This window comes from Kordia algicida OT-1, from assembly GCF_000154725.1.
GTDB classification, from domain to species: Bacteria; Bacteroidota; Bacteroidia; order Flavobacteriales; family Flavobacteriaceae; genus Kordia; species Kordia algicida.
Genome location: NZ_DS544873.1, coordinates 4,379,136 through 4,397,967, shown reverse-complemented (window position 1 = coordinate 4,397,967; position 18,832 = coordinate 4,379,136). Strand labels below are relative to the sequence as shown.

Annotated in this window: 14 protein-coding genes; all 14 read right to left on the bottom strand. The window is 36.8% G+C overall.

All coding sequences use genetic code 11. The features are described from left to right. Nucleotides 1-4: 4 nt before the first annotated feature. Nucleotides 5-586: a Holliday junction branch migration protein RuvA gene (gene ruvA / locus KAOT1_RS18770; RefSeq protein ID WP_007096477.1), complete on the bottom strand. Its 582-nt coding sequence runs from the start codon at nucleotides 584-586 to the stop codon at nucleotides 5-7. Nucleotides 587-690: 104 nt separating this feature from the next. Continuing rightward, the gene (locus KAOT1_RS18765) at nucleotides 691-2,988 is read right to left on the bottom strand and encodes an NADP-dependent malic enzyme (protein ID WP_007096476.1); all 2,298 of its coding nucleotides are present in this window, start codon (nucleotides 2,986-2,988) and stop codon (nucleotides 691-693) included. A 133-nt stretch (nucleotides 2,989-3,121) separates the two neighbouring features. Further along, nucleotides 3,122-3,691, bottom strand: coding sequence for a hypothetical protein (locus tag KAOT1_RS18760; RefSeq protein WP_007096475.1), 570 nt, complete (start codon nucleotides 3,689-3,691; stop codon nucleotides 3,122-3,124). Nucleotides 3,692-3,710: 19 nt separating this feature from the next. Further along, nucleotides 3,711-4,643, bottom strand: coding sequence for a tRNA epoxyqueuosine(34) reductase QueG (queG, locus tag KAOT1_RS18755; RefSeq protein ID WP_007096474.1), 933 nt, complete (start codon nucleotides 4,641-4,643; stop codon nucleotides 3,711-3,713). Beyond that, complete coding sequence (locus KAOT1_RS18750) at nucleotides 4,640-5,974, bottom strand: cytochrome P450 (RefSeq protein WP_007096473.1); 1,335 nt, start codon at nucleotides 5,972-5,974, stop codon at nucleotides 4,640-4,642. Before KAOT1_RS18750 ends, queG begins: the two co-directional genes overlap by 4 nt. Before the next feature lie 230 nt (nucleotides 5,975-6,204). After that, a complete protein-coding gene (ruvB, locus tag KAOT1_RS18745; protein ID WP_007096472.1) occupies nucleotides 6,205-7,227 on the bottom strand; it encodes a Holliday junction branch migration DNA helicase RuvB in 1,023 nt (340 codons plus the stop codon). Nucleotides 7,228-7,361: 134 nt separating this feature from the next. After that, entirely contained in the window at nucleotides 7,362-9,161 is a 1,800-nt protein-coding gene (locus tag KAOT1_RS18740) for a cytochrome c oxidase subunit I (RefSeq protein WP_007096471.1), read from the bottom strand. A 22-nt stretch (nucleotides 9,162-9,183) separates the two neighbouring features. Continuing rightward, complete coding sequence (locus KAOT1_RS18735; RefSeq protein WP_007096470.1) at nucleotides 9,184-10,263, bottom strand: cytochrome c oxidase subunit II; 1,080 nt, start codon at nucleotides 10,261-10,263, stop codon at nucleotides 9,184-9,186. 26 nt (nucleotides 10,264-10,289) lie between these two features. Next, complete coding sequence (locus KAOT1_RS18730) at nucleotides 10,290-11,723, bottom strand: hypothetical protein (protein WP_007096469.1); 1,434 nt, start codon at nucleotides 11,721-11,723, stop codon at nucleotides 10,290-10,292. A 29-nt stretch (nucleotides 11,724-11,752) separates the two neighbouring features. Then, complete coding sequence (locus KAOT1_RS18725) at nucleotides 11,753-12,325, bottom strand: c-type cytochrome (protein WP_040559706.1); 573 nt, start codon at nucleotides 12,323-12,325, stop codon at nucleotides 11,753-11,755. A gap of 8 nt (nucleotides 12,326-12,333) precedes the next feature. After that, complete coding sequence (locus KAOT1_RS18720; protein WP_007096467.1) at nucleotides 12,334-12,858, bottom strand: DUF3341 domain-containing protein; 525 nt, start codon at nucleotides 12,856-12,858, stop codon at nucleotides 12,334-12,336. Continuing rightward, nucleotides 12,851-14,242 (bottom strand): NrfD/PsrC family molybdoenzyme membrane anchor subunit, encoded by a 1,392-nt coding sequence (nrfD, locus tag KAOT1_RS18715; protein ID WP_007096466.1) that lies wholly within the window; start codon nucleotides 14,240-14,242, stop codon nucleotides 12,851-12,853. The genes KAOT1_RS18720 and nrfD overlap by 8 nt, the downstream gene beginning before the upstream one ends. A gap of 34 nt (nucleotides 14,243-14,276) precedes the next feature. Then, complete coding sequence (locus KAOT1_RS18710) at nucleotides 14,277-17,444, bottom strand: TAT-variant-translocated molybdopterin oxidoreductase (protein WP_007096465.1); 3,168 nt, start codon at nucleotides 17,442-17,444, stop codon at nucleotides 14,277-14,279. A gap of 30 nt (nucleotides 17,445-17,474) precedes the next feature. Continuing rightward, a complete protein-coding gene (locus tag KAOT1_RS18705; protein ID WP_007096464.1) occupies nucleotides 17,475-18,770 on the bottom strand; it encodes a cytochrome c3 family protein in 1,296 nt (431 codons plus the stop codon). Between the last annotated feature and the right edge of the window lie 62 nt (nucleotides 18,771-18,832).

Sequence of the window (18,832 nt, the reverse complement as noted above, 5' to 3'; positions counted from 1 at the left end):
GTAATTATAAGTTTTTTAACGCCATTTTTATCAACTGTTCTACACTTCCAGCTGGCATTTCTTTAATTATTTTATCGAGGACTCTTTCTGATTGTTTTCGAGTGTAACCCAAGACTTCCAAAGCAGATAACGTTTCTTCTTTGTTTGTATTGTTTTGAGACATCGAAACTTCGTCAAGATCGTATAATTTTAAGACTTTATCCTTTAATTCTATGATAACTCGCTGTGCAGTTTTGGCACCAATCCCTTTTACACCTTGAATGGTTGGTACATCTCCTGAGCCAATTGCTTCACATATTTGTTCGGATGTTAGAGAAGAAAGCATGGTGCGTGCAGTACTTGTACCAATTCCTGAAACAGAAATTAGCAATCGAAATACAGCGCGTTCTGCTTTTTGAAAAAAGCCATACAGGGTTTGTGCATCTTCACGAACATGAAGGTGCGTAAATAGTTTTATGTTTTCTTGATTTGGAATTTGAGAATACGTAGTTAGTGAGATATTTATGAAATATCCAACGCCATTACATTCAATCACTACATCCGTTGGATTTTTCTCTACGAGCTTCCCTTGTATATGAGTAATCATTTATTAGTTGCTAGTTAAAGTTCCAAATGTAATAAATTTATTCACATTTATTTAACCATTTGCACCTTTAATATACTAATATGCTATACTTCTCTTTTTTAGGATTACTCTTTTCGGTGTTGCCACTTTTCTTTTTCTTGTGAGTCAACTACAGCAACAGCTGCCATATTTATGATTTCGTCAACGCTTGAGCCTAATTGCAAGATGTGTACAGGCTTGCTCATTCCTAACATGATAGGTCCAATAGAATCTGCTTTGTTTAGTTCTTTCATCAATTTATAAGTAATGTTTGCAGCATCGAGATTTGGAAATACGAGTGTGTTTACTTCTTTTCCTGCTAGTTTTGAGAATGGAAATTTTTCTGCTAGCATTTCTCTGTTTAAAGCAAAGTCGGATTGTAATGCTCCATCTACGTTGATTTCTGGATAATATCTATGAAGATATTCTACTGCCTCACTTACTTTTTTAGCATTTTCATGTTCCGATGAACCAAAGTTTGAGTATGATAGCATGGCAATATTTGGTTCGAGTCCAAACATTTTTACCGTTAATGCTGTCATTTGTGCAATTTTTGCCAATTCTCGCCCAGATGGATCAATATTTATAGACGTATCTGATAGAAACATAGGTCCACGCTCGGTAATCATTAGGTTGGTGGTTGCTACTCGTTTTACACCTTTTGCCGTTCCGATGAGTTCCAACATAGGTTTTACCACAGTTGGATAGCTTCTGGAATATCCTGAGATTAATCCGTCAGCATATCCATCATTTACCAACATTGCGGCAAAGTAGTTACGTTCGCGCATTTTCTTTTGCGCATCTATAATAGTAACACCTTTGCGTTTTCGTGATTCCCAATAGATATTTGCAAATCGTTCTCTGCGTTCTATTTGTTCGTCGCTTTTTGGATCTATTATTTCTACATCACCATCAAATTCCAACTCATCTCTGAGTTCGTGAATTGTTTTTTCGTTCCCTAATAGGATAGGAATAGCAATTCGTTCATCGTATACATATTGTGCCGCTTTGAGCACGTCTAAATGATCGGCTTCTGCAAATACAATACGTTTCGGATTTGTTCTAGCTCTTTTGTGTAGTAGTCGAATTATTTTATTGTCGGCACCTAATCGGTGTAAGAGTTCGTCTTCATAACGTGCCCAATCTTCTATAGGTTCTGTTGCCACTCCAGATTCCATTGCTGCTTTTGCGATGGCTGGTGGAATTTTGGCAATGAGTCTTGGGTCAAATGGTTTTGGAATGATGTATTCTTTTCCAAAGTTGAGTTTTGTTTCACCATAAGCGATGTTTACTTGCTCTGGAACAGGTTCTTTTGCTAATGCCGCTAATGCTTTGACCGCAGCCATTTTCATTGCTTCGTTAATTTTTGTGGCACGCACATCTAACGCACCACGAAATATGAATGGAAAACCAAGTACATTGTTTACTTGATTTGGATGATCTGAGCGACCTGTTGCCATGATGATATCTTCTCGGGAAGCAATGGCTTCTGCATAAGATATTTCTGGTGTCGGATTTGCCATTGCAAACACAATTGGATTATCTGCCATAGAGCGTAACATGTCTTGCGACACTATGTTTCCTACAGAAAGTCCCAGAAATACGTCTGCATTTTTCATTGCATCTGCTAGCGAGTTGTAGTGTTTTGATGTTCTAAAGCGTGCTTGCATTGGAGATAAGTCCGTTCTACCTTTGTGCAAAAGTCCATCAATGTCAAACATAGCAATGTTTTCCAGTTTCGCACCAAGCGCTACGTATAGATTCATACATGAGATTGCTGCTGAACCTGCTCCTGAAACTACAAAACGTACATCTTCTATGTTTTTTTCTGCCAATTCTAAGGCATTAATTAACGCTGCCGAAGAAATGATTGCCGTTCCATGCTGATCGTCGTGCATTACAGGAATGTCTAATTCTTCTATGAGTCTGCGTTCTATTTCAAATGCTTCTGGAGCTGCAATATCTTCTAAATTGATTCCTCCAAAAGTTGGCGCAATATTTTTGACCGTTTCAATGAATTGATCGACATCTTTTGTATCTACCTCAATATCAAACACATCTATATCCGCAAAGATTTTAAAGAGCAATCCTTTTCCTTCCATGACAGGTTTTGAAGCTTCAGGACCAATATCGCCTAAGCCTAAAACTGCTGTTCCATTTGAGATTACAGCGACCAAGTTTGCTTTGGTTGTGTATTTGTAAACGTTTGCTTTGTCTTTTGCTATTTCTAAGCAAGGTTCTGCAACTCCGGGAGAATACGCTAAGGATAAATCACGTTGTGTAGAATATCTTTTGGTAGGAACAACTTTTATTTTTCCTGGTTGCGGTTTTGCATGGTATATTAGTGCTTCTCTCCTTTTGCGTTCTTTGTTGCTTTTGCTCATATGGATCGGTTTCATCGCTTGTAACTGATTGATGTTTTACAGGCAATATGAATTTACAAATTTAAATGTCTGAGTTTAAAGGAAAAAATTAAATGTGGTTTCTTTCGTTTTATTTAACGTTGATGAGTACGTTTTACTTGCTATTATCATTTTTAAAAAAGCGTTTTCCTAGATAAAATACACTTACAATTAGCGTGAAAATAAGTGTTTTTAGTAGCAATACAGCTATTAATGAAGGAATATTAGTGTATAAGTTTACCGATTCAGGAAGATAATCACGATGTATGTTAATTAGTAACATTGTGATTTTTTCAAAACTAAAGGAAAGAAAGAAGGCAATTAAGATTCTAGGAAAAAGATATTTTGCAATGTATTTTATTCGTAATAACTGCGATAAAATTATCCAAAAGAAAATTTGAAACCACGTTTTTCTGATAAACCAGGATAAATTTTGAGAAAAAGTTGTTGAGCTATCTTCTAATTTCATTTGAACTAAGAATGTGACGATTCCTGTGATTTTGAGAAGAATCCAAATAGTTGCAACCCAAATGGTAAGTTGAATTGCTATTTTATCAAATTCTTTGAGTACTTTTTTGTCTTTATTAAATCTGTAAAGAGTAAAGAATATGATTGAGTATATAGCAAATGGGAGAAAAAAGTTTTCCGATATAAAGCTTACGATATTGTTTGTGTTTTGAACCATTTTTCGAAACTTTAAAATGTCAATTTTCAGTTTTTAAGAACTGAATATTCCGCATCAAACCTGTATATTTTGTTCGTTTTACCGCAGATTTTTTAAAGATTTCACTAAAGACTTCTTGAGTGATTTCTTCCCATTCTTTTTTACTCATGGATAGTAATTCTGGATGCGGATTGAATAAGGGTTCGTTGTGTGGTTTAGAGAAACGATTCCACGGGCAAACGTCTTGACATACATCGCAACCAAACATCCAATTGTCAAATTGCCCTTGCACGTGTGTTGGAATTTCGTTTTTGAGTTCAATGGTAAAATAGGATATACATTTGCTTCCGTCAACCACATACGGTTCTACAATGGCTTGTGTAGGACACGCGTCTATGCATGCCGTACAGCTTCCGCAATGATCGGTGACTGGCAAATCGTATTCGAGTTCTAAATCAATGATGAGTTCGGCAATAAAATAGAACGAACCAACTTTTTGTGTGAGTAAGTTACTGTGTTTTCCAATCCAACCCAAACCACTTTTTGCTGCCCAAGCTTTGTCTAATACTGGTGCTGAGTCTACAAATGCACGTCCTGAAACTTCTCCGATTTCTTCTTGAATGAAGTTTAAGAGTTGTTTTAGTTTGTCTTTTATGACAAAATGATAGTCAGTTCCGTATGCGTATTTTGAGATTTTTGGCGCTTCTGGATCTTTTTGAGTTTCTGATGGATAGTAATTGAGCAATAGTGAAACGACCGATTTTGAGTCGTCTACTAATTTTGTGGGATCTAATCGTTTGTCAAAATGATTTTCCATGTAACTCATTTCGCCATGCATATTTTTATTGAGCCAAGTTTCAAGTCGTGGCGCTTCTTCTTCTAAGAATTCTGATTTTGAGATTCCACACGATAAAAAACCTAAGCGTTTTGCTTCTGCTTTGATGAGTTCCGTATGTTTTTGTGTAGATTTCAAGCGTTTCTTTTGTTGAATTTCAGCGTAACATTGATCGGTTTTAGCGTAATTAATGGTGCGATTTCAACCGTTTCCTGATCGGTTTCTATGCGATATTTTTTTAGCATTTGATAGACAGTTAACATCATTTCGTAAAGTGCAAAACTATTTCCGATACACATTCGCGGTCCGGCGCCAAATGGAAAGTAATAGCCTGCGGTTTCTTTTCGGTTTTCATCGGAGAAACGTTCAGGAATGAAGTCATTCGGATTTTTCCAATAGGTTGGATTTCGATGCAATTCATAGAACGAGATTCCAATCATCGTTCCTTTTTCAATCTTGAAACCTGCAAATTCGTCATCTTCTATTGCAACTCGATCTGTAATCCACGCTGGCGGATATAAGCGCAAGGCTTCTTCCACACAGTTTTTTACATAATTGAGTTTTGCTATTTTTTCCATCGGCGGTAAGCCATCGTCAATTGTATCAATTTCGGCAACAACTTTTTTATATACTTCAGAATTTCTCGCAATGAGATGAAAGGTAAACGTGAGCGCATTTGCTGTAGTTTCGTGTCCTGCTACAAAGAAGATTAGTATTTCATCAATAAGTTGTTCGTTGGTCATTGAAGTTCCATCGTCTTCGTATTTTGCTTTGAGTAGCATGTCTAATAAATCGTCATGTTCTTTGTCGGACACACGACGTTCATCAATAACTTTGTTGATAATGTCTCTACTTTCCTTAACCAATTCCATGTGTTTTTTGACCAAACCACTGATTTGATACCACCATTTTTTGTGTGGCTGACGAATTTCTCGGATGATAAAATCTTGCAAAGTTTCTATAATTTCTTGCAGTCGATGCATGGTATTGTCATCCGAAGAATAATTGAATAGTGATTTTGCTACGACGTGAAACGCCAATTCGTTCATGATTGGATACGAATCGATCACTTTGTTTCGTTGAATGTTTTCGAGTTGTTTTTCGATAGTGCCTTCCATGATCGCGACTAATTTTTGCAGTTTTTCTCTATGAAATGCAGGTTGAATGAGTCGTCGTTGTTTTAACCAATAATCACCACTAGAAGTCAACAATCCTTTCCCAACGTATTTTGAGAGGAATTTCGTTTGAATTTTAGATTTGTTGTAGTTCCGATGATTTTTACGTAGTAAGTGTTTTGTGATTTCAGCATCGCGTGTTAGCATAACTTTTTTTGCAAATGGTGGCGCAATTGCAAATGAATTTCCATGTTTTTCAAAACCACTTTTGTGAAACGGAATTGGGTTTCGCGTGATGGAAGACGATTTTAAGAATAGCTTGAAGAATGGAATTGTATTTGGATAGTTATACATGCTGGGTTTTTGGTGTTGGGTCGCTTTGGATGTTTGTTGTTTGTTGTTTGTTAATGATATATTTTTCAAACTTAGTCGATACCGTTAGGTTTGTAAACTCCTAACTTTCTTATTGATTTTTTGTGTATTTGTTTATGTGATGATTTTATTGCTTAAAAAACTTTTACATTTAAAATTTAGTATTCAGCATCTCGACTGCGCTCGATGTGACACATTTTATATTTATAATTTCAAAACAAACCGCCTTGAATTCCACCTTTTACTCTACCTAGATGTTTGTAAGCAAGTTCGGTGACTTCTCTACCTCTTGGTGTTCGGATGATAAATCCTTGTTGTATTAAGAAAGGTTCGTATACTTCTTCAATGGTTTCGCCACTTTCAGAAACTGCCGTTGCTAAGGTTGTGATTCCGACTGGTCCTCCTTTAAATTTATCGATGATGGTTGATAGAATTCTGTTGTCCATTTCGTCCAAACCATACGCATCTACGTTTAATGCTTTGAGACCGAAACGTGCAATTTCAATATCAATCGTTCCGTTTCCTTTTATTTGAGCAAAGTCACGCACTCTACGGAGTAATGCATTTGCTATACGTGGTGTTCCACGACTTCTTCCTGCAATTTCAATTGCAGCTTCCATACTGATTGGTACATTGAGAATTTGCGCACTTCGCTGTACAATGGTTGATAGCAATTCTGTGGAATAGTATTGCAGTCTGCTTGCGATTCCGAAACGTGCTCGCATTGGCGCCGTGAGCAATCCGGAACGTGTTGTTGCACCTACTAAAGTAAATGGATTTAAGTTGATTTGAACCGTTCTTGCGTTTGGTCCAGATTCAATCATAATATCAATTTTATAATCTTCCATTGCAGAGTAGAGATATTCTTCTACAATTGGGCTGAGTCTGTGTATTTCATCAATGAATAATACATCACGTTCGTCTAGATTTGTGAGCAATCCAGCTAAGTCTCCCGGTTTATCTAGTACAGGTCCAGAAGTTACTTTGATACTTACATCTAGTTCACTCGCTAGAATATGTGCTAAGGTAGTTTTTCCTAATCCTGGAGGTCCGTGAAAGAGTGTATGATCTAATGCTTCTTCACGAAGATTTGCTGCTTGCACAAATACCTGAAGATTTTCTAATACTTGATCTTGTCCTGTAAAGTCTTCAAAGGAAAGCGGGCGCAATGCCTTTTCTATGTCATTCTCCTCAGGTGAATAGTTTTGATTTGTAGGGTCTAAGTTATCATTCATCAAAACAAAGATAAAAAAGAAAAGCCTTTCTATGTAGAAAGGCTTTTTATTATTTGTGAAATCTCTTGGCGAGATTGTTATTTTCGTCTTTATGAGATCTCCATTTTCACGAGATCTCCATTTTCATGGAGATTTTAGTGATGCATTTCTTCTTCACCATCTTTCATTGGAACGTTTTGAGGAACGAAATCGTCATCATGTCCTGGCTTGCTATAGTCATAAGCCCAACGGTGTACATGAGGAATTTCTCCTGGCCAGTTTCCGTGTATGTGTTCTACAGGAGCTGTCCATTCTAACGTATTTGATCTCCAAGGATTTTGTGGTGCTTTTTTTCCATAGAACATGCTTCCGAAGAAGTTGTATAGGAATACTAATTGGAAAGTTCCTCCAATGATAGCAAACATTGTAATTACTACGTTTACGTTTGCTAAATCATCAAATAACGGGAATTCAGAGTTTGTATAGTAACGTCTCGGCAACCCTGCCATTCCGATAAAGTGCATTGGGAAGAATACTCCGTACGCACAGACTGCCGTTACCCAGAAGTGAACGTATCCTAAGTTTTTGTTCATCATTCTTCCAAACATTCTTGGGAACCAATGATATACACCTGCAAACATTCCGTATAGTGCTGAGATTCCCATTACTAAGTGGAAATGCGCTACTACGAAGTATGTATCGTGTACGTTGATATCAAGTGTACTATCACCTAAAATAATTCCTGTTAGTCCACCTGTGATGAACGTTGATACCAATCCGATTGAGAATAGCATCGCTGGATTCATCTGTAAGTTTCCTTTCCAGAGTGTTGTAATATAGTTGAATGCTTTTACTGCTGATGGTATTGCAATTAATAGTGTTGTAAATGTAAATACAGATCCTAGGAATGGATTCATCCCTGAGATAAACATATGGTGACCCCAAACAATTGTTGATAAGAATGCAATTGCTAAGATCGATGCAACCATGGCTCTGTATCCGAAGATCGGTTTTCGAGAGTTGGTAGCAATAATTTCTGAGGTAATACCTAATGCTGGAAGTAGTACAATGTATACTTCTGGATGTCCTAAGAACCAGAATAAGTGTTCGAATAATACAGGCGATCCACCTTGATAGTGTAACACTTCTCCTTGAATAAATATGTCTGATAAGTAGAATGATGTTCCAAAACTTCTATCAAAGATTAATAGTAATGCTGCTGATAGTAATACTGGGAATGATACAATACCGATAATTGCTGTTACAAAGAAAGCCCAAATTGTAAGTGGCAATCTTGTCATAGACATTCCTTTTGTTCTAAGGTTGATAACTGTTACTACGTAGTTTAATGAACCAAGTAGTGACGAAGCAATAAATATTGCCATTGATACTAACCATAGTGTCATTCCTAATCCTGAACCAGGAATTGCTTCAGGCAAGGCACTTAACGGAGGATAGATTGTCCAACCTGATGATGCCGCTCCACCTTCAACAAATAAAGAGATAACCATGATTACACTTGAGATAAAGAATAACCAATATGATACCATGTTTAAGAATCCTGAAGCCATATCACGAGCTCCAATTTGCAATGGAATTAGCAGGTTACTAAAAGTACCACTCAATCCAGCCGTTAATACGAAGAATACCATAATAGTTCCATGAATGGTAACTAATGCAAGGTATTTATCTGCACTCATTACACCACCTGGCGCCCAATTCCCTAAGAATATTTCGAAAATTGTGAATGATTCTTTTGGCCATGCAATTTGCATACGGAAAAATATAGACATCATGATCCCGATAACTCCCATGATAGTACCTGTAATTAGATACTGCTTGGCAATCATTTTATGATCTTGACTAAATATATATTTAGTAATGAATGTCTCTTTATGATGATGTCCGTGATCGTCGTGTCCGTGATCTCCTGCGTGTACTGCTGTTGCTGACATATCTATATATTATATCTTTTAATTATTTTTTTGTTATTTCTTTTCCTCCGAAAGTCTCTTGAGCTGCAATCCACTTGTCATAGTCTGCTTGACTTTCTACGATTACTTTCATTTGCATGTTGTAGTGAGATTCACCACAAATTTTATTACATAGTAAAAGGTAATCAAATTCGTAAGGTTCTAATGCTTCTTCGCTATTAGCTACAAGCTTTTCGCTTTTCGCAGCTCTGATTTCATTGATACGTCTTACTTTATTAATGATTTCAGGCGTTTCACGCATTTGACTCGTTGTTTTTGTTGGAGTCATCGCAAATTCTGTAATCATTCCAGGAACACAGTTCATTTGCATTCTGAAGTGAGGCATGTAAGCAGAGTGTAATACGTCTTGCGAACGCATTTTGAATACTACCTTTTTACCTACAGGCAAGTGTAATTCTTGAACAATGATATCGTCTTGAGCATATTTGTCTTCTCTGTCTAATCCTAAGATATTTGGATTATCACCTAAGTCAATTAAGCGAACGTTTGCTTTTCCTAATACGTTATCTTTTCCAGCGTATCTAGCTTTCCAGTTGAACTGTTGCGCATATAATTCTACTACGATTGGATCATCATCCATATTCACGTCCATAATTTCATTCCAAGTAAATAATCCGTAAAGAATTAAACCTGCTAATGTAATTACGGGAATGATTGTCCAGATAAATTCTAGTTTATCATTATCTGCATAGTATAATGCTTTTCTTCCTTCTTTTCCTCTGTATTTGAAAGCGAAGTAGTGTAGTAAAGCTTGTGTAACTGTTTGTACAAAGAATATCAATACCATTGATATAATCATCAATGTATCTACGCTTGATCCGTGTTCTGAGGCTGAGTTTCCAATTAATGGTAAATCTCCCCATTTTACAAAAGAAATTATCGTGATAATGTATATGAACATCAAGAATCCCATCATAAGGTATCCATTGATATTATTATCCTTGTCATTCGCTACTTGAGTATTATCTGCTTTCGCTTGTGATAAATCAAATATCTTCGTCAGCTGCCAAATTGCGATTGCAATTAGGATAAGTACTATAAACGTTAGTAAACCAGTAGTCATCTTATTTTATACTGTTTTGAAATTAATTAATAATGAAATTGTTTACTTTCCTCAATAAACGGATTTCTTTTTGCCAATAACGGTGCTTTTGTCAATGTTGTAAATACAACAAAGATAAATAGTCCTAAAAACAATAATATTGCTCCTATTTCTGCCAATCCTAGTGACCAGTGTGGTCCAACTGTTGCTGGCATAACCATATTGAATACATCTATGTAGTGACCGAATAAGATCACGATTCCAGCAATTACAATAATCCAGTTAAGTCTTTTGTAATCACTATTCATTAATATTAATAATGGGAATATTAGGTTTAATGCAAGCATTCCGAAGAATGGCAAGTTATAATCTTCAATTCTTGTGATAAAGTATGTTACTTCTTCTGGAATGTTTGAATACCAGATTAACATGAATTGCGAGAACCATAAGTATGTCCAGAAAATACTCACTCCAAACATAAACTTTGCTAAATCGTGTAAGTGACTGTCGTTTACATATTCTAACAATCCTTTAGATTTAAGATATATTGTAATTAAAGCGATTACCGTAATTCCAGATACAAACATGCTTGCAAATACATACCAACCGAATAGTGTACTAAACCAGTGGTGATCGAAAGACATGATCCAATCCCAAGACATCATAGATTCTGAGATTAAGAATAGTACCAAGAATACTGCAGCTGCTCTAAAATTCTTTTTAAAGTTACTATTGTCATTAGCTTCATCTTGACGTAAAGATAAACGTCTAGAGATTTGACGATATGCAATCCAAATTGCACTGTAAATTACTGCTCTGATTAAGAATCCAGTTTCGTTTAACCAACCGCTTTTTCCAACAGTTAGTTTATCATAGTTTTCACTTAAAGGATCTTGTAAACTTGGCTCCATCCAATGGAATAAGTGATTCCAATGCATTGCTGAGATACCAATTAAAACTATCATAATGATTGTCCCTGGAATGATATAAGCAGTAATTCCTTCCATTACTCTAAATAATACAGGAGACCAACCTGCTTGTGCTGCTCTTTGAATAGCGTAGAATGCCAATACTCCAAGCGAGATCATCATAAAGAAGAACGCTGCAATATATATTGCCGCCCAAGGCTTGTTTTGTAGTTGACCTAATTTGTGCGCATCATGATGTGCTGAATCGTGATGACCAGAACCAGCTTTATGATCTGAAGCTAAAGCATGTGCGTCATCGTACGCTGTTTTACTATCGTGATCGCTAGTTGCATGTGCTGCATTTGTTTTATGCTCGTCATGATGTGCTGTTTTACCATCGTCATGTTTAGCATCTCCATGATCTGAACCATGTCCATGTCCATGAGCTGCTTCCATTGCTTTCATATCTTCTACTGAACCTGGCACATTTGCAAAGCTTAGCCCTACCATGATCGCTCCAAGTACGAAGGAGATAATTGCGAAAAGTCTTAATCTATTTGAAAACGTATACATTGTATATAATTTCTATATCGTTATTGGTCTTATTTTAATTCTGCTTTCAATTTTAATACATATTGAGTCACTTGCCAGCGCTCTTTTGTATTTATTTGACTTGCGTGAGATCCCATGTTGTTTTTACCATACATGATTACATGATAAATACTTCCTTCTGTAATCGCTCTAGCTGGATCGTTGTATTTTGGAATTCCTAAGAATTTTTCACGCTTTGCTAAAGTTCCATTTCCATCTCCTTTGGTTCCGTGACAAATTGCACAGTAAATTCCGTACAATTCTTTTCCTGCCATAAGGTTTTCTTCTGTTGCTGGTAACGGATTTATCAATTCTGCTTTTGCAGCTTCATATCCTTCATTAGTATTATCATACTCATATGGCAACCAACCTCTTTTTACACTTCCTTCTGCAGGAATTTGTGCTTCCATGTTGTATTCTGCAAATCCTCCGTAAGGCACTCCATTTACTTCTTGGTAAGCTTCGTATCCTACAGACTCATACATATTTGGAAAATATTGATAGTTTGGCTGCGATTTATTAAAGCATGAAGTCATTAGCAATGCTGCTCCAAAAACGACTCCTATTTTTATAAGGCTCTTCATAATTCTTATTAATGCTTTTCAGTGACTTTAATTTCTGTAGCACCAGTTTCTAACAATAGTGCTTTTAGTACTTCTTCATCTCCATGAACAGATACTTCCATTAAGAAGTGATCGTCTGTTGTTCTTGGATCTGGGTTTTCAGCTTCTTTGAATGGCCATAATTTACTTCTCATGTAAAATGTGATTACCATTAAATGGGCTGCAAAAAATACCGTCATTTCGAACATAATAGGGACGAATGCTGGCATGTTTTCTAAGAAACTGAAACTTGGTTTTCCTCCAATATTTTGTGGCCAATCAACAATCATGATAAAATACATCATTGATATTGCAACTGATAATCCAACACATCCATACATAAATGCTGTAATGGCAAGTCGCGTAGGCTCTAATCCCATAGCTTTGTCTAGTCCGTGTACAGGAAATGGCGTATACACTTCTTCGATATGATGATTTTCTTGACGTACTCTTTTCACTGCTGACATTAGCACATCGTCATCGGTATACATTGCTTGTATTACTTTACTACTCATGGTTACCGTCTCTTAGTTTTTTATATTTTTCTCCTGATGATTTTAAGATAGATTTTACTTCCGCCTGTGCAATTACAGGGAATGTTCGAGAGTATAACAAGAACAATACAAAGAAGAATCCAATCGTACCAATAAATATTCCTATGTCTACAAATGTTGGTGAGAACATCGTCCATGATGATGGAAGGTAATCTCTGTGTAATGATGTAACGATAATTACGAAACGCTCAAACCACATTCCTATGTTTACGACAATAGAGATTATAAAAGAGAACATGATACTTGTTCTTAATTTTTTAGACCACATAAATTGTGGAGAGAACACGTTACATGTCATCATTGCCCAATATGCCCACCAGTAAGGACCAGTTGCTCTGTTTAAGAATGCATATTGTTCGTATTCAACTCCTGAATACCATGCGATGAATAACTCAGTTATATAGGCACATCCAACAATTGAACCAGTAATCATAATTACGATGTTCATTAATTCAATGTGTTGTAATGTAATATAGTCTTCCATATTACATACTTTTCTCATAATGATTAATAGTGTATTTACCATTGCGAATCCTGAGAAGATCGCACCTGCAACGAAGTAAGGAGGGAAAATTGTTGTATGCCATCCTGGAATTACCGATGTTGCGAAGTCAAACGATACAATGGTATGTACAGAAAGTACTAATGGTGTTGCTAAACCTGCAAGTACCAAAGATACTTCTTCAAAACGTTGCCAATCTTTAGCACGTCCACTCCATCCAAAACTTACTAAACTGTATATTTTCTTTTGGAAAGGCTTTACAGCTCTGTCTCTAATCATTGCAAAATCTGGCAATAAACCTGTCCACCAGAATACTAATGACACAGATAAATATGTAGAGATTGCAAATACATCCCAAAGTAATGGTGAGTTAAAGTTTACCCATAGTGATCCAAATTGGTTTGGAATTGGTAATACCCAATATGCTAACCATGGACGACCCATGTGAATAATTGGGAAAAGTCCCGCTTGCACTACTGAAAAGATCGTCATGGCTTCCGCTGAACGGTTAATTGCCATTCTCCATTTTTGACGGAAAAGTAATAGTACGGCAGAAATTAAGGTTCCTGCGTGACCAATACCAACCCACCATACAAAGTTTGTAATATCCCAAGCCCAACCGACAGTTTTGTTAAGACCCCAAACTCCAATTCCAGTAGATACTGTATAGATGATACATCCAATTCCCCAAAGGAATGCTATCAAAGCAATTGAGAATACTATCCACCATTGCTTATTTGCTTTTCCTTCTACTGGAGCGACAATATCAAGAGTTACATCATGATATGATTTATCTCCAGTTACTAAGGGTTTTCTTATAGGTGCTTCGTAATGCGACGCCATAATCCGTTTATAATTGTTTCTTATTAATTATTTTTTATGCTTCTTTAGTGTTTCTAACCTTTACGTGATATTGTACGTTTGGTTTTGTCCCAACATGCTCTAATAAATGATACATACGGTCATCTTCTAATAATTCAGCAACTTTGCTTTCTTTATCATTGATGTCTCCGAATGTCATTGCTCCTGAACTACATGCCGCAGAACAAGCCGTTTGGAATTCACCGTCTTTTACAGGTCTTCCATCACGTTTTGCATCAAGGATTGTTTTTTGTGTTTTTTGAATACACATAGAACATTTTTCCATCACACCTCTAGAACGTACTACTACATCTGGGTTTAATACCATACGACCTAAGTCGTCATTCATGTGATAATCGAACTCATCATTCTTGTTGTATAAGAACCAGTTGAATCGACGTACTTTGTAAGGACAGTTGTTTGCACAGTAACGTGTTCCAACACAACGGTTATATGCCATATGGTTTTGACCTTGACGACCGTGTGATGTTGCTGCTACTGGACATACTGTTTCACATGGTGCATGATTACAGTGCTGACACATTACAGGTTGGAAAGCAACTTGTGGATTTTCTGCTGGATCTTCCATTTCAACAAATCCTCCTAATGAACCATTGTCTCCAAATAGCCCGCCAAAGTTTTCTTTCTTTTCAACATCTTCACTGAAAGTATCTTCAGATGAATAGTATCTATCAATACGCAACCAGTGCATATCTCTACTTCGTCTTACTTCTGATTTACCAACTACTGGCACATTGTTTTCTGCGTGACATGCAATTACACATGCTCCACAACCCGTACAAGCGTTTAAGTCAATAGCTAAGTTGAAGTGATGTCCAATAGAACGATCAAATTCATCCCACATATCCGCACCAGGATCTGTCGCATCAATCATTTCATGATTTTTAGACACATGTGGCATTGGATTCCATTCGTGGTGATCTTTCGTATTGAATATTTCTAATGTTGTTTCTTTTACAATGTCACCTCTACCCATTAGCGTATTGTGCAACTGCACACAAGCAAATTCGTGTGTTCCGCCAGCTAGTGAGATTGAGACGTTTTGAGTTGCATTGAAGTTGTTGTAAATTTTATAAGCGTTTACTCCCGTTTGCATTTCTTCTTTGATTCCGGCTTTTTTACCGTAACCTAAAGCTAAACCAACAGTTCCTTTTGCTTGACCTGGCTGAATGATTACTGGCACATTTTTTATTACCTGACCATTTACAGTAACATCAACATAGCTACCGTTTAATCCGCCATTGGCAACATTCCAGTTTTTGATTTCATTTGCATCAGCATCAGCTTGAGATATGGTTAAGTAGTTATCCCAAGAAGCTCTAGTAATTGGATCAGGGAATTCTTGCAACCAAGGGTTGTTAGCTTGTTGTCCATCTCCCATTCCTGTTTTAGCGTATAAAACCAACTCCATTCCAGAAGCCGCAGGAGTTGAAGCCAATTTTCTAGCTTGCGCACCAACATCTGTGTTTTGCATTGCTGTCGCTCCTACTTCTTCGTCTGTTTGGTTAGCTTCCGCTTCTTCAATAGCAGCATTGGCTTCATCAGCCAAACTTACTTCTGCTGTTGTTTTGAATACACCATCATGAACAGCTATATTCCAAGGAGTTCCTCCAAGAATTTCTGTAGTCCATGTTTCTTTTAGGTATTCGTAGTATGCTTTTTCATTTCCAGTCCACTTTAATAAAGCGTCTTGAAATTGTCTTGTATCAAATAATGGACGAATTGTAGGTTGCATTACACTGTAGTGACCTTTTTTGATCTCTACATCTCCCCAAGATTCTAAATAATGTGGAGCAGCAGCTACGTATTTCGTTTTTAATGCTGTTTCATCTTCTTTTTGCGTGAATGTAACAGCTAAGTCTAATTTACTTAAAGCTTCACCAAATTCTTCTCCATTTGGCAATGTATATACTGGATTTACTCCAGCCATGATGATTCCTCCAACAGTACCAGCTTTCATATCACTGATTAGTTTTGCTACAGCTTTATCATCACCTTGTCTTATTTTACGTGGCGCATCTTTGTCAAACGCTTCACTATTTAAGCTTTCATTGATAGCCAACACTAAGCTTTGCGCATCAACATCATTGATTCCTGATACCACAACTGCTTTAGAATTTGCTTTTTTAAGTTGCGCAACTGCTTTTTTGATCGCATCTTCAACTTTATCAGATAGTTTTCTACCTGAAACACTATTTCCTGTAACTCCTGCATAGATTTTTGCTAAAGCAACTTTTTGATCTGATGGAGATAACGGCACACGCTTATCAGCATTTGCACCTGATAATGTCATGTTTGCTTCAAACTGCACATGTCTAGACATTTTTGCCTGACCATGCTTACCAGTAGGAATTCTACCTTTAGCATAACCATCATCATATCCACCACCTTGCCAATCTCCTAAGAAGTCAGCTCCGACAGACACGATCACTTCTGCTTTAGAAAAGTCGTAATCAGCTAATGCTCTTTGACCGTATTTAGCTTCAAAAGCATCTAATGCTGTAGATTCTGAGATTGCATCGTATACTACATGATTTACGTTTCCATATCTTGCTTTAAATTCTCCAACTAATTTTGCAGTTGAAGGACTTGCAAAAGTTTGTGTAAGTAAAACGATTTGCTTTCCAGAAGCACTTACTTGGTTTAGTTTTTGACCAATTTCAGCATCCAACGTTTCCCAAGAAGCATCTGCACCAGCAATTTTAGGTTGCTTAACTCTCATGCTATCATATAAAGATAATACAGACGCATGAACTCTTGCATTTGCACTTCCTTTAGTTACAGCTTCCTTGTTGTTTTCAACTTTAATTGGACGACCTTCTCGTGTTTTAATTAAAATACTTGCAAAATCATATCCATCAGCAATTGTTGTTGCGTAGTAGTCTGCAACTCCAGGAACAATTGTTTCTGGTTGCACTACATAAGGAATAGATTTAATAACTGGCCCTTCACAGGCTGCCAATGTTGCAGCAGCTGTACTAAAACCAACATATTTAAGAAAGTCTCTACGAGAAGTTGAAGAAGACTCTAAAGTCTGTTTATCCCCTAAGAATTCATCTACAGGAACTTCTTCTACAAACTCATTCTGTCTAAGCGTCTCAACAATAGTGCTATTTTCATTTAGCTCCTCAACACTTTTCCAGTATTTCTTGTTTGATGCCATATTATATATAATTAGCTTCTTATATTACTATTAATAGTGACATTTTCCACATTCTAACGCTCCCATTTGAGACGCTTTGAATGATTCAACACCATATTTTTCTTTTAACTGCTCGTGAATCTTGTCATAGTATGCACTTCCTCTGAAGTTCACATCTGTTTCTCTGTGACAGTTGATGCACCATCCCATTGTTAGTGGAGAGTGTTGCTCAACAATTTCCATTTCTTGAATTTGCCCGTGACATGTTTGACAGTCAACTCCTGCTACAGATACGTGTTGCGAGTGATTGAAGTACACAAAGTCTGGCAAGTTATGAATACGCACCCATTTTACTGGCTTTGGATCATTTACATAATCTTGCTTTGTTGGATCCCAACCTGTTGCCTCATAGAGTTTCTGAATTTCTGCATTGTAGTCAACACCATACTTTACACCTTCTTTCTGAACATCTTCAGATACCTGCGCAATGTTTTTGTGACAGTTCATACATACATTTAATGATGGAATTCCTGAATGCTTACTTACTCTCGCTGACGAGTGACAGTATTTACATTCTATTTTATTATCTCCAGCGTGAATTCTGTGTGAGTAATGGATTGGCTGAATTGGTTGATATCCTTGATCGACTCCAACTTGCATTAGATACCCATACCCAAAATATGCTGAACCTAACAAGAAAAAGATAGTCGCTACAATTACCAAGAATTGATTTTGAACAAATGCTTTCCATATTGGCGTTCCTTTTTCTTCTTCAACAACCAACGTACCATTGGCAACTGCAAATTTGCGAAGTGTTTTATTTACTAAGAACAACCCTAGAGCAAGCAATCCAAATAACACGATTAACGCCCAAAGAATCATTTTGTTTGAGAAACCTCCATTATCTACAACTACTGGAGTCAACTCACCACCACCATTAACCGGCGGCGCTTTTTCCTGAGCAGTATACGCAAGAATATTATCAATATCCTCATTACTTAACTGCGGAAACGCTGTCATTTGACGTTTACCATTAGCTTCGTACACTTTAACTGCATAACGATCTCCCGACTTGATTAGTGCCGAACTGTTTTTGATCCATTTATACAACCACTCACGATCTAAGCCTTCTTCTTCCTCCAAACGTGCTTCCACTCCTCTTAATGCTGGACCCGTAGACATGGCATCCATTTTATGACAAGCAGCACAATTTGCTTTAAACAAAGCTTCACCTTCTTTTATTGCGGCCTCGCCTTGAGCAAAGATAGAAGTTGAAAATGCTAGCATTAGCGCTAGCGCGATTCCTAAAATTCTTGAAATTGAATTACGGTGATTCACCTTTTTCATATTTTAAAGTCTTCTTAATTTGGCATGGTTTTTTCTAAGTTTAGTTTGAACTTAGACGTTCA

Excerpts from the sequence above, each read along its gene's own strand:
- KAOT1_RS18720 (WP_007096467.1), bottom strand. The coding sequence starts at position 12,858 with ATGAGTAGTAAAGTAATACAAGCAATGTATACCGATGACGATGTGCTA.
- KAOT1_RS18705 (WP_007096464.1), bottom strand. The coding sequence starts at position 18,770 with ATGAAAAAGGTGAATCACCGTAATTCAATTTCAAGAATTTTAGGAATC.
- KAOT1_RS18730 (WP_007096469.1), bottom strand. The coding sequence starts at position 11,723 with ATGTATACGTTTTCAAATAGATTAAGACTTTTCGCAATTATCTCCTTC.
- KAOT1_RS18760 (WP_007096475.1), bottom strand. The coding sequence starts at position 3,691 with ATGGTTCAAAACACAAACAATATCGTAAGCTTTATATCGGAAAACTTT.
- KAOT1_RS18710 (WP_007096465.1), bottom strand. The coding sequence starts at position 17,444 with ATGGCATCAAACAAGAAATACTGGAAAAGTGTTGAGGAGCTAAATGAA.
- KAOT1_RS18765 (WP_007096476.1), bottom strand. The coding sequence starts at position 2,988 with ATGAGCAAAAGCAACAAAGAACGCAAAAGGAGAGAAGCACTAATATAC.
- KAOT1_RS18735 (WP_007096470.1), bottom strand. The coding sequence starts at position 10,263 with ATGACTACTGGTTTACTAACGTTTATAGTACTTATCCTAATTGCAATC.
- KAOT1_RS18750 (WP_007096473.1), bottom strand. The coding sequence starts at position 5,974 with ATGTATAACTATCCAAATACAATTCCATTCTTCAAGCTATTCTTAAAA.
- KAOT1_RS18740 (WP_007096471.1), bottom strand. The coding sequence starts at position 9,161 with ATGTCAGCAACAGCAGTACACGCAGGAGATCACGGACACGACGATCAC.
- nrfD (WP_007096466.1), bottom strand. The coding sequence starts at position 14,242 with ATGGCGTCGCATTACGAAGCACCTATAAGAAAACCCTTAGTAACTGGA.
- ruvB (WP_007096472.1), bottom strand. The coding sequence starts at position 7,227 with ATGAATGATAACTTAGACCCTACAAATCAAAACTATTCACCTGAGGAG.
- ruvA (WP_007096477.1), bottom strand. The coding sequence starts at position 586 with ATGATTACTCATATACAAGGGAAGCTCGTAGAGAAAAATCCAACGGAT.
- KAOT1_RS18725 (WP_040559706.1), bottom strand. The coding sequence starts at position 12,325 with ATGAAGAGCCTTATAAAAATAGGAGTCGTTTTTGGAGCAGCATTGCTA.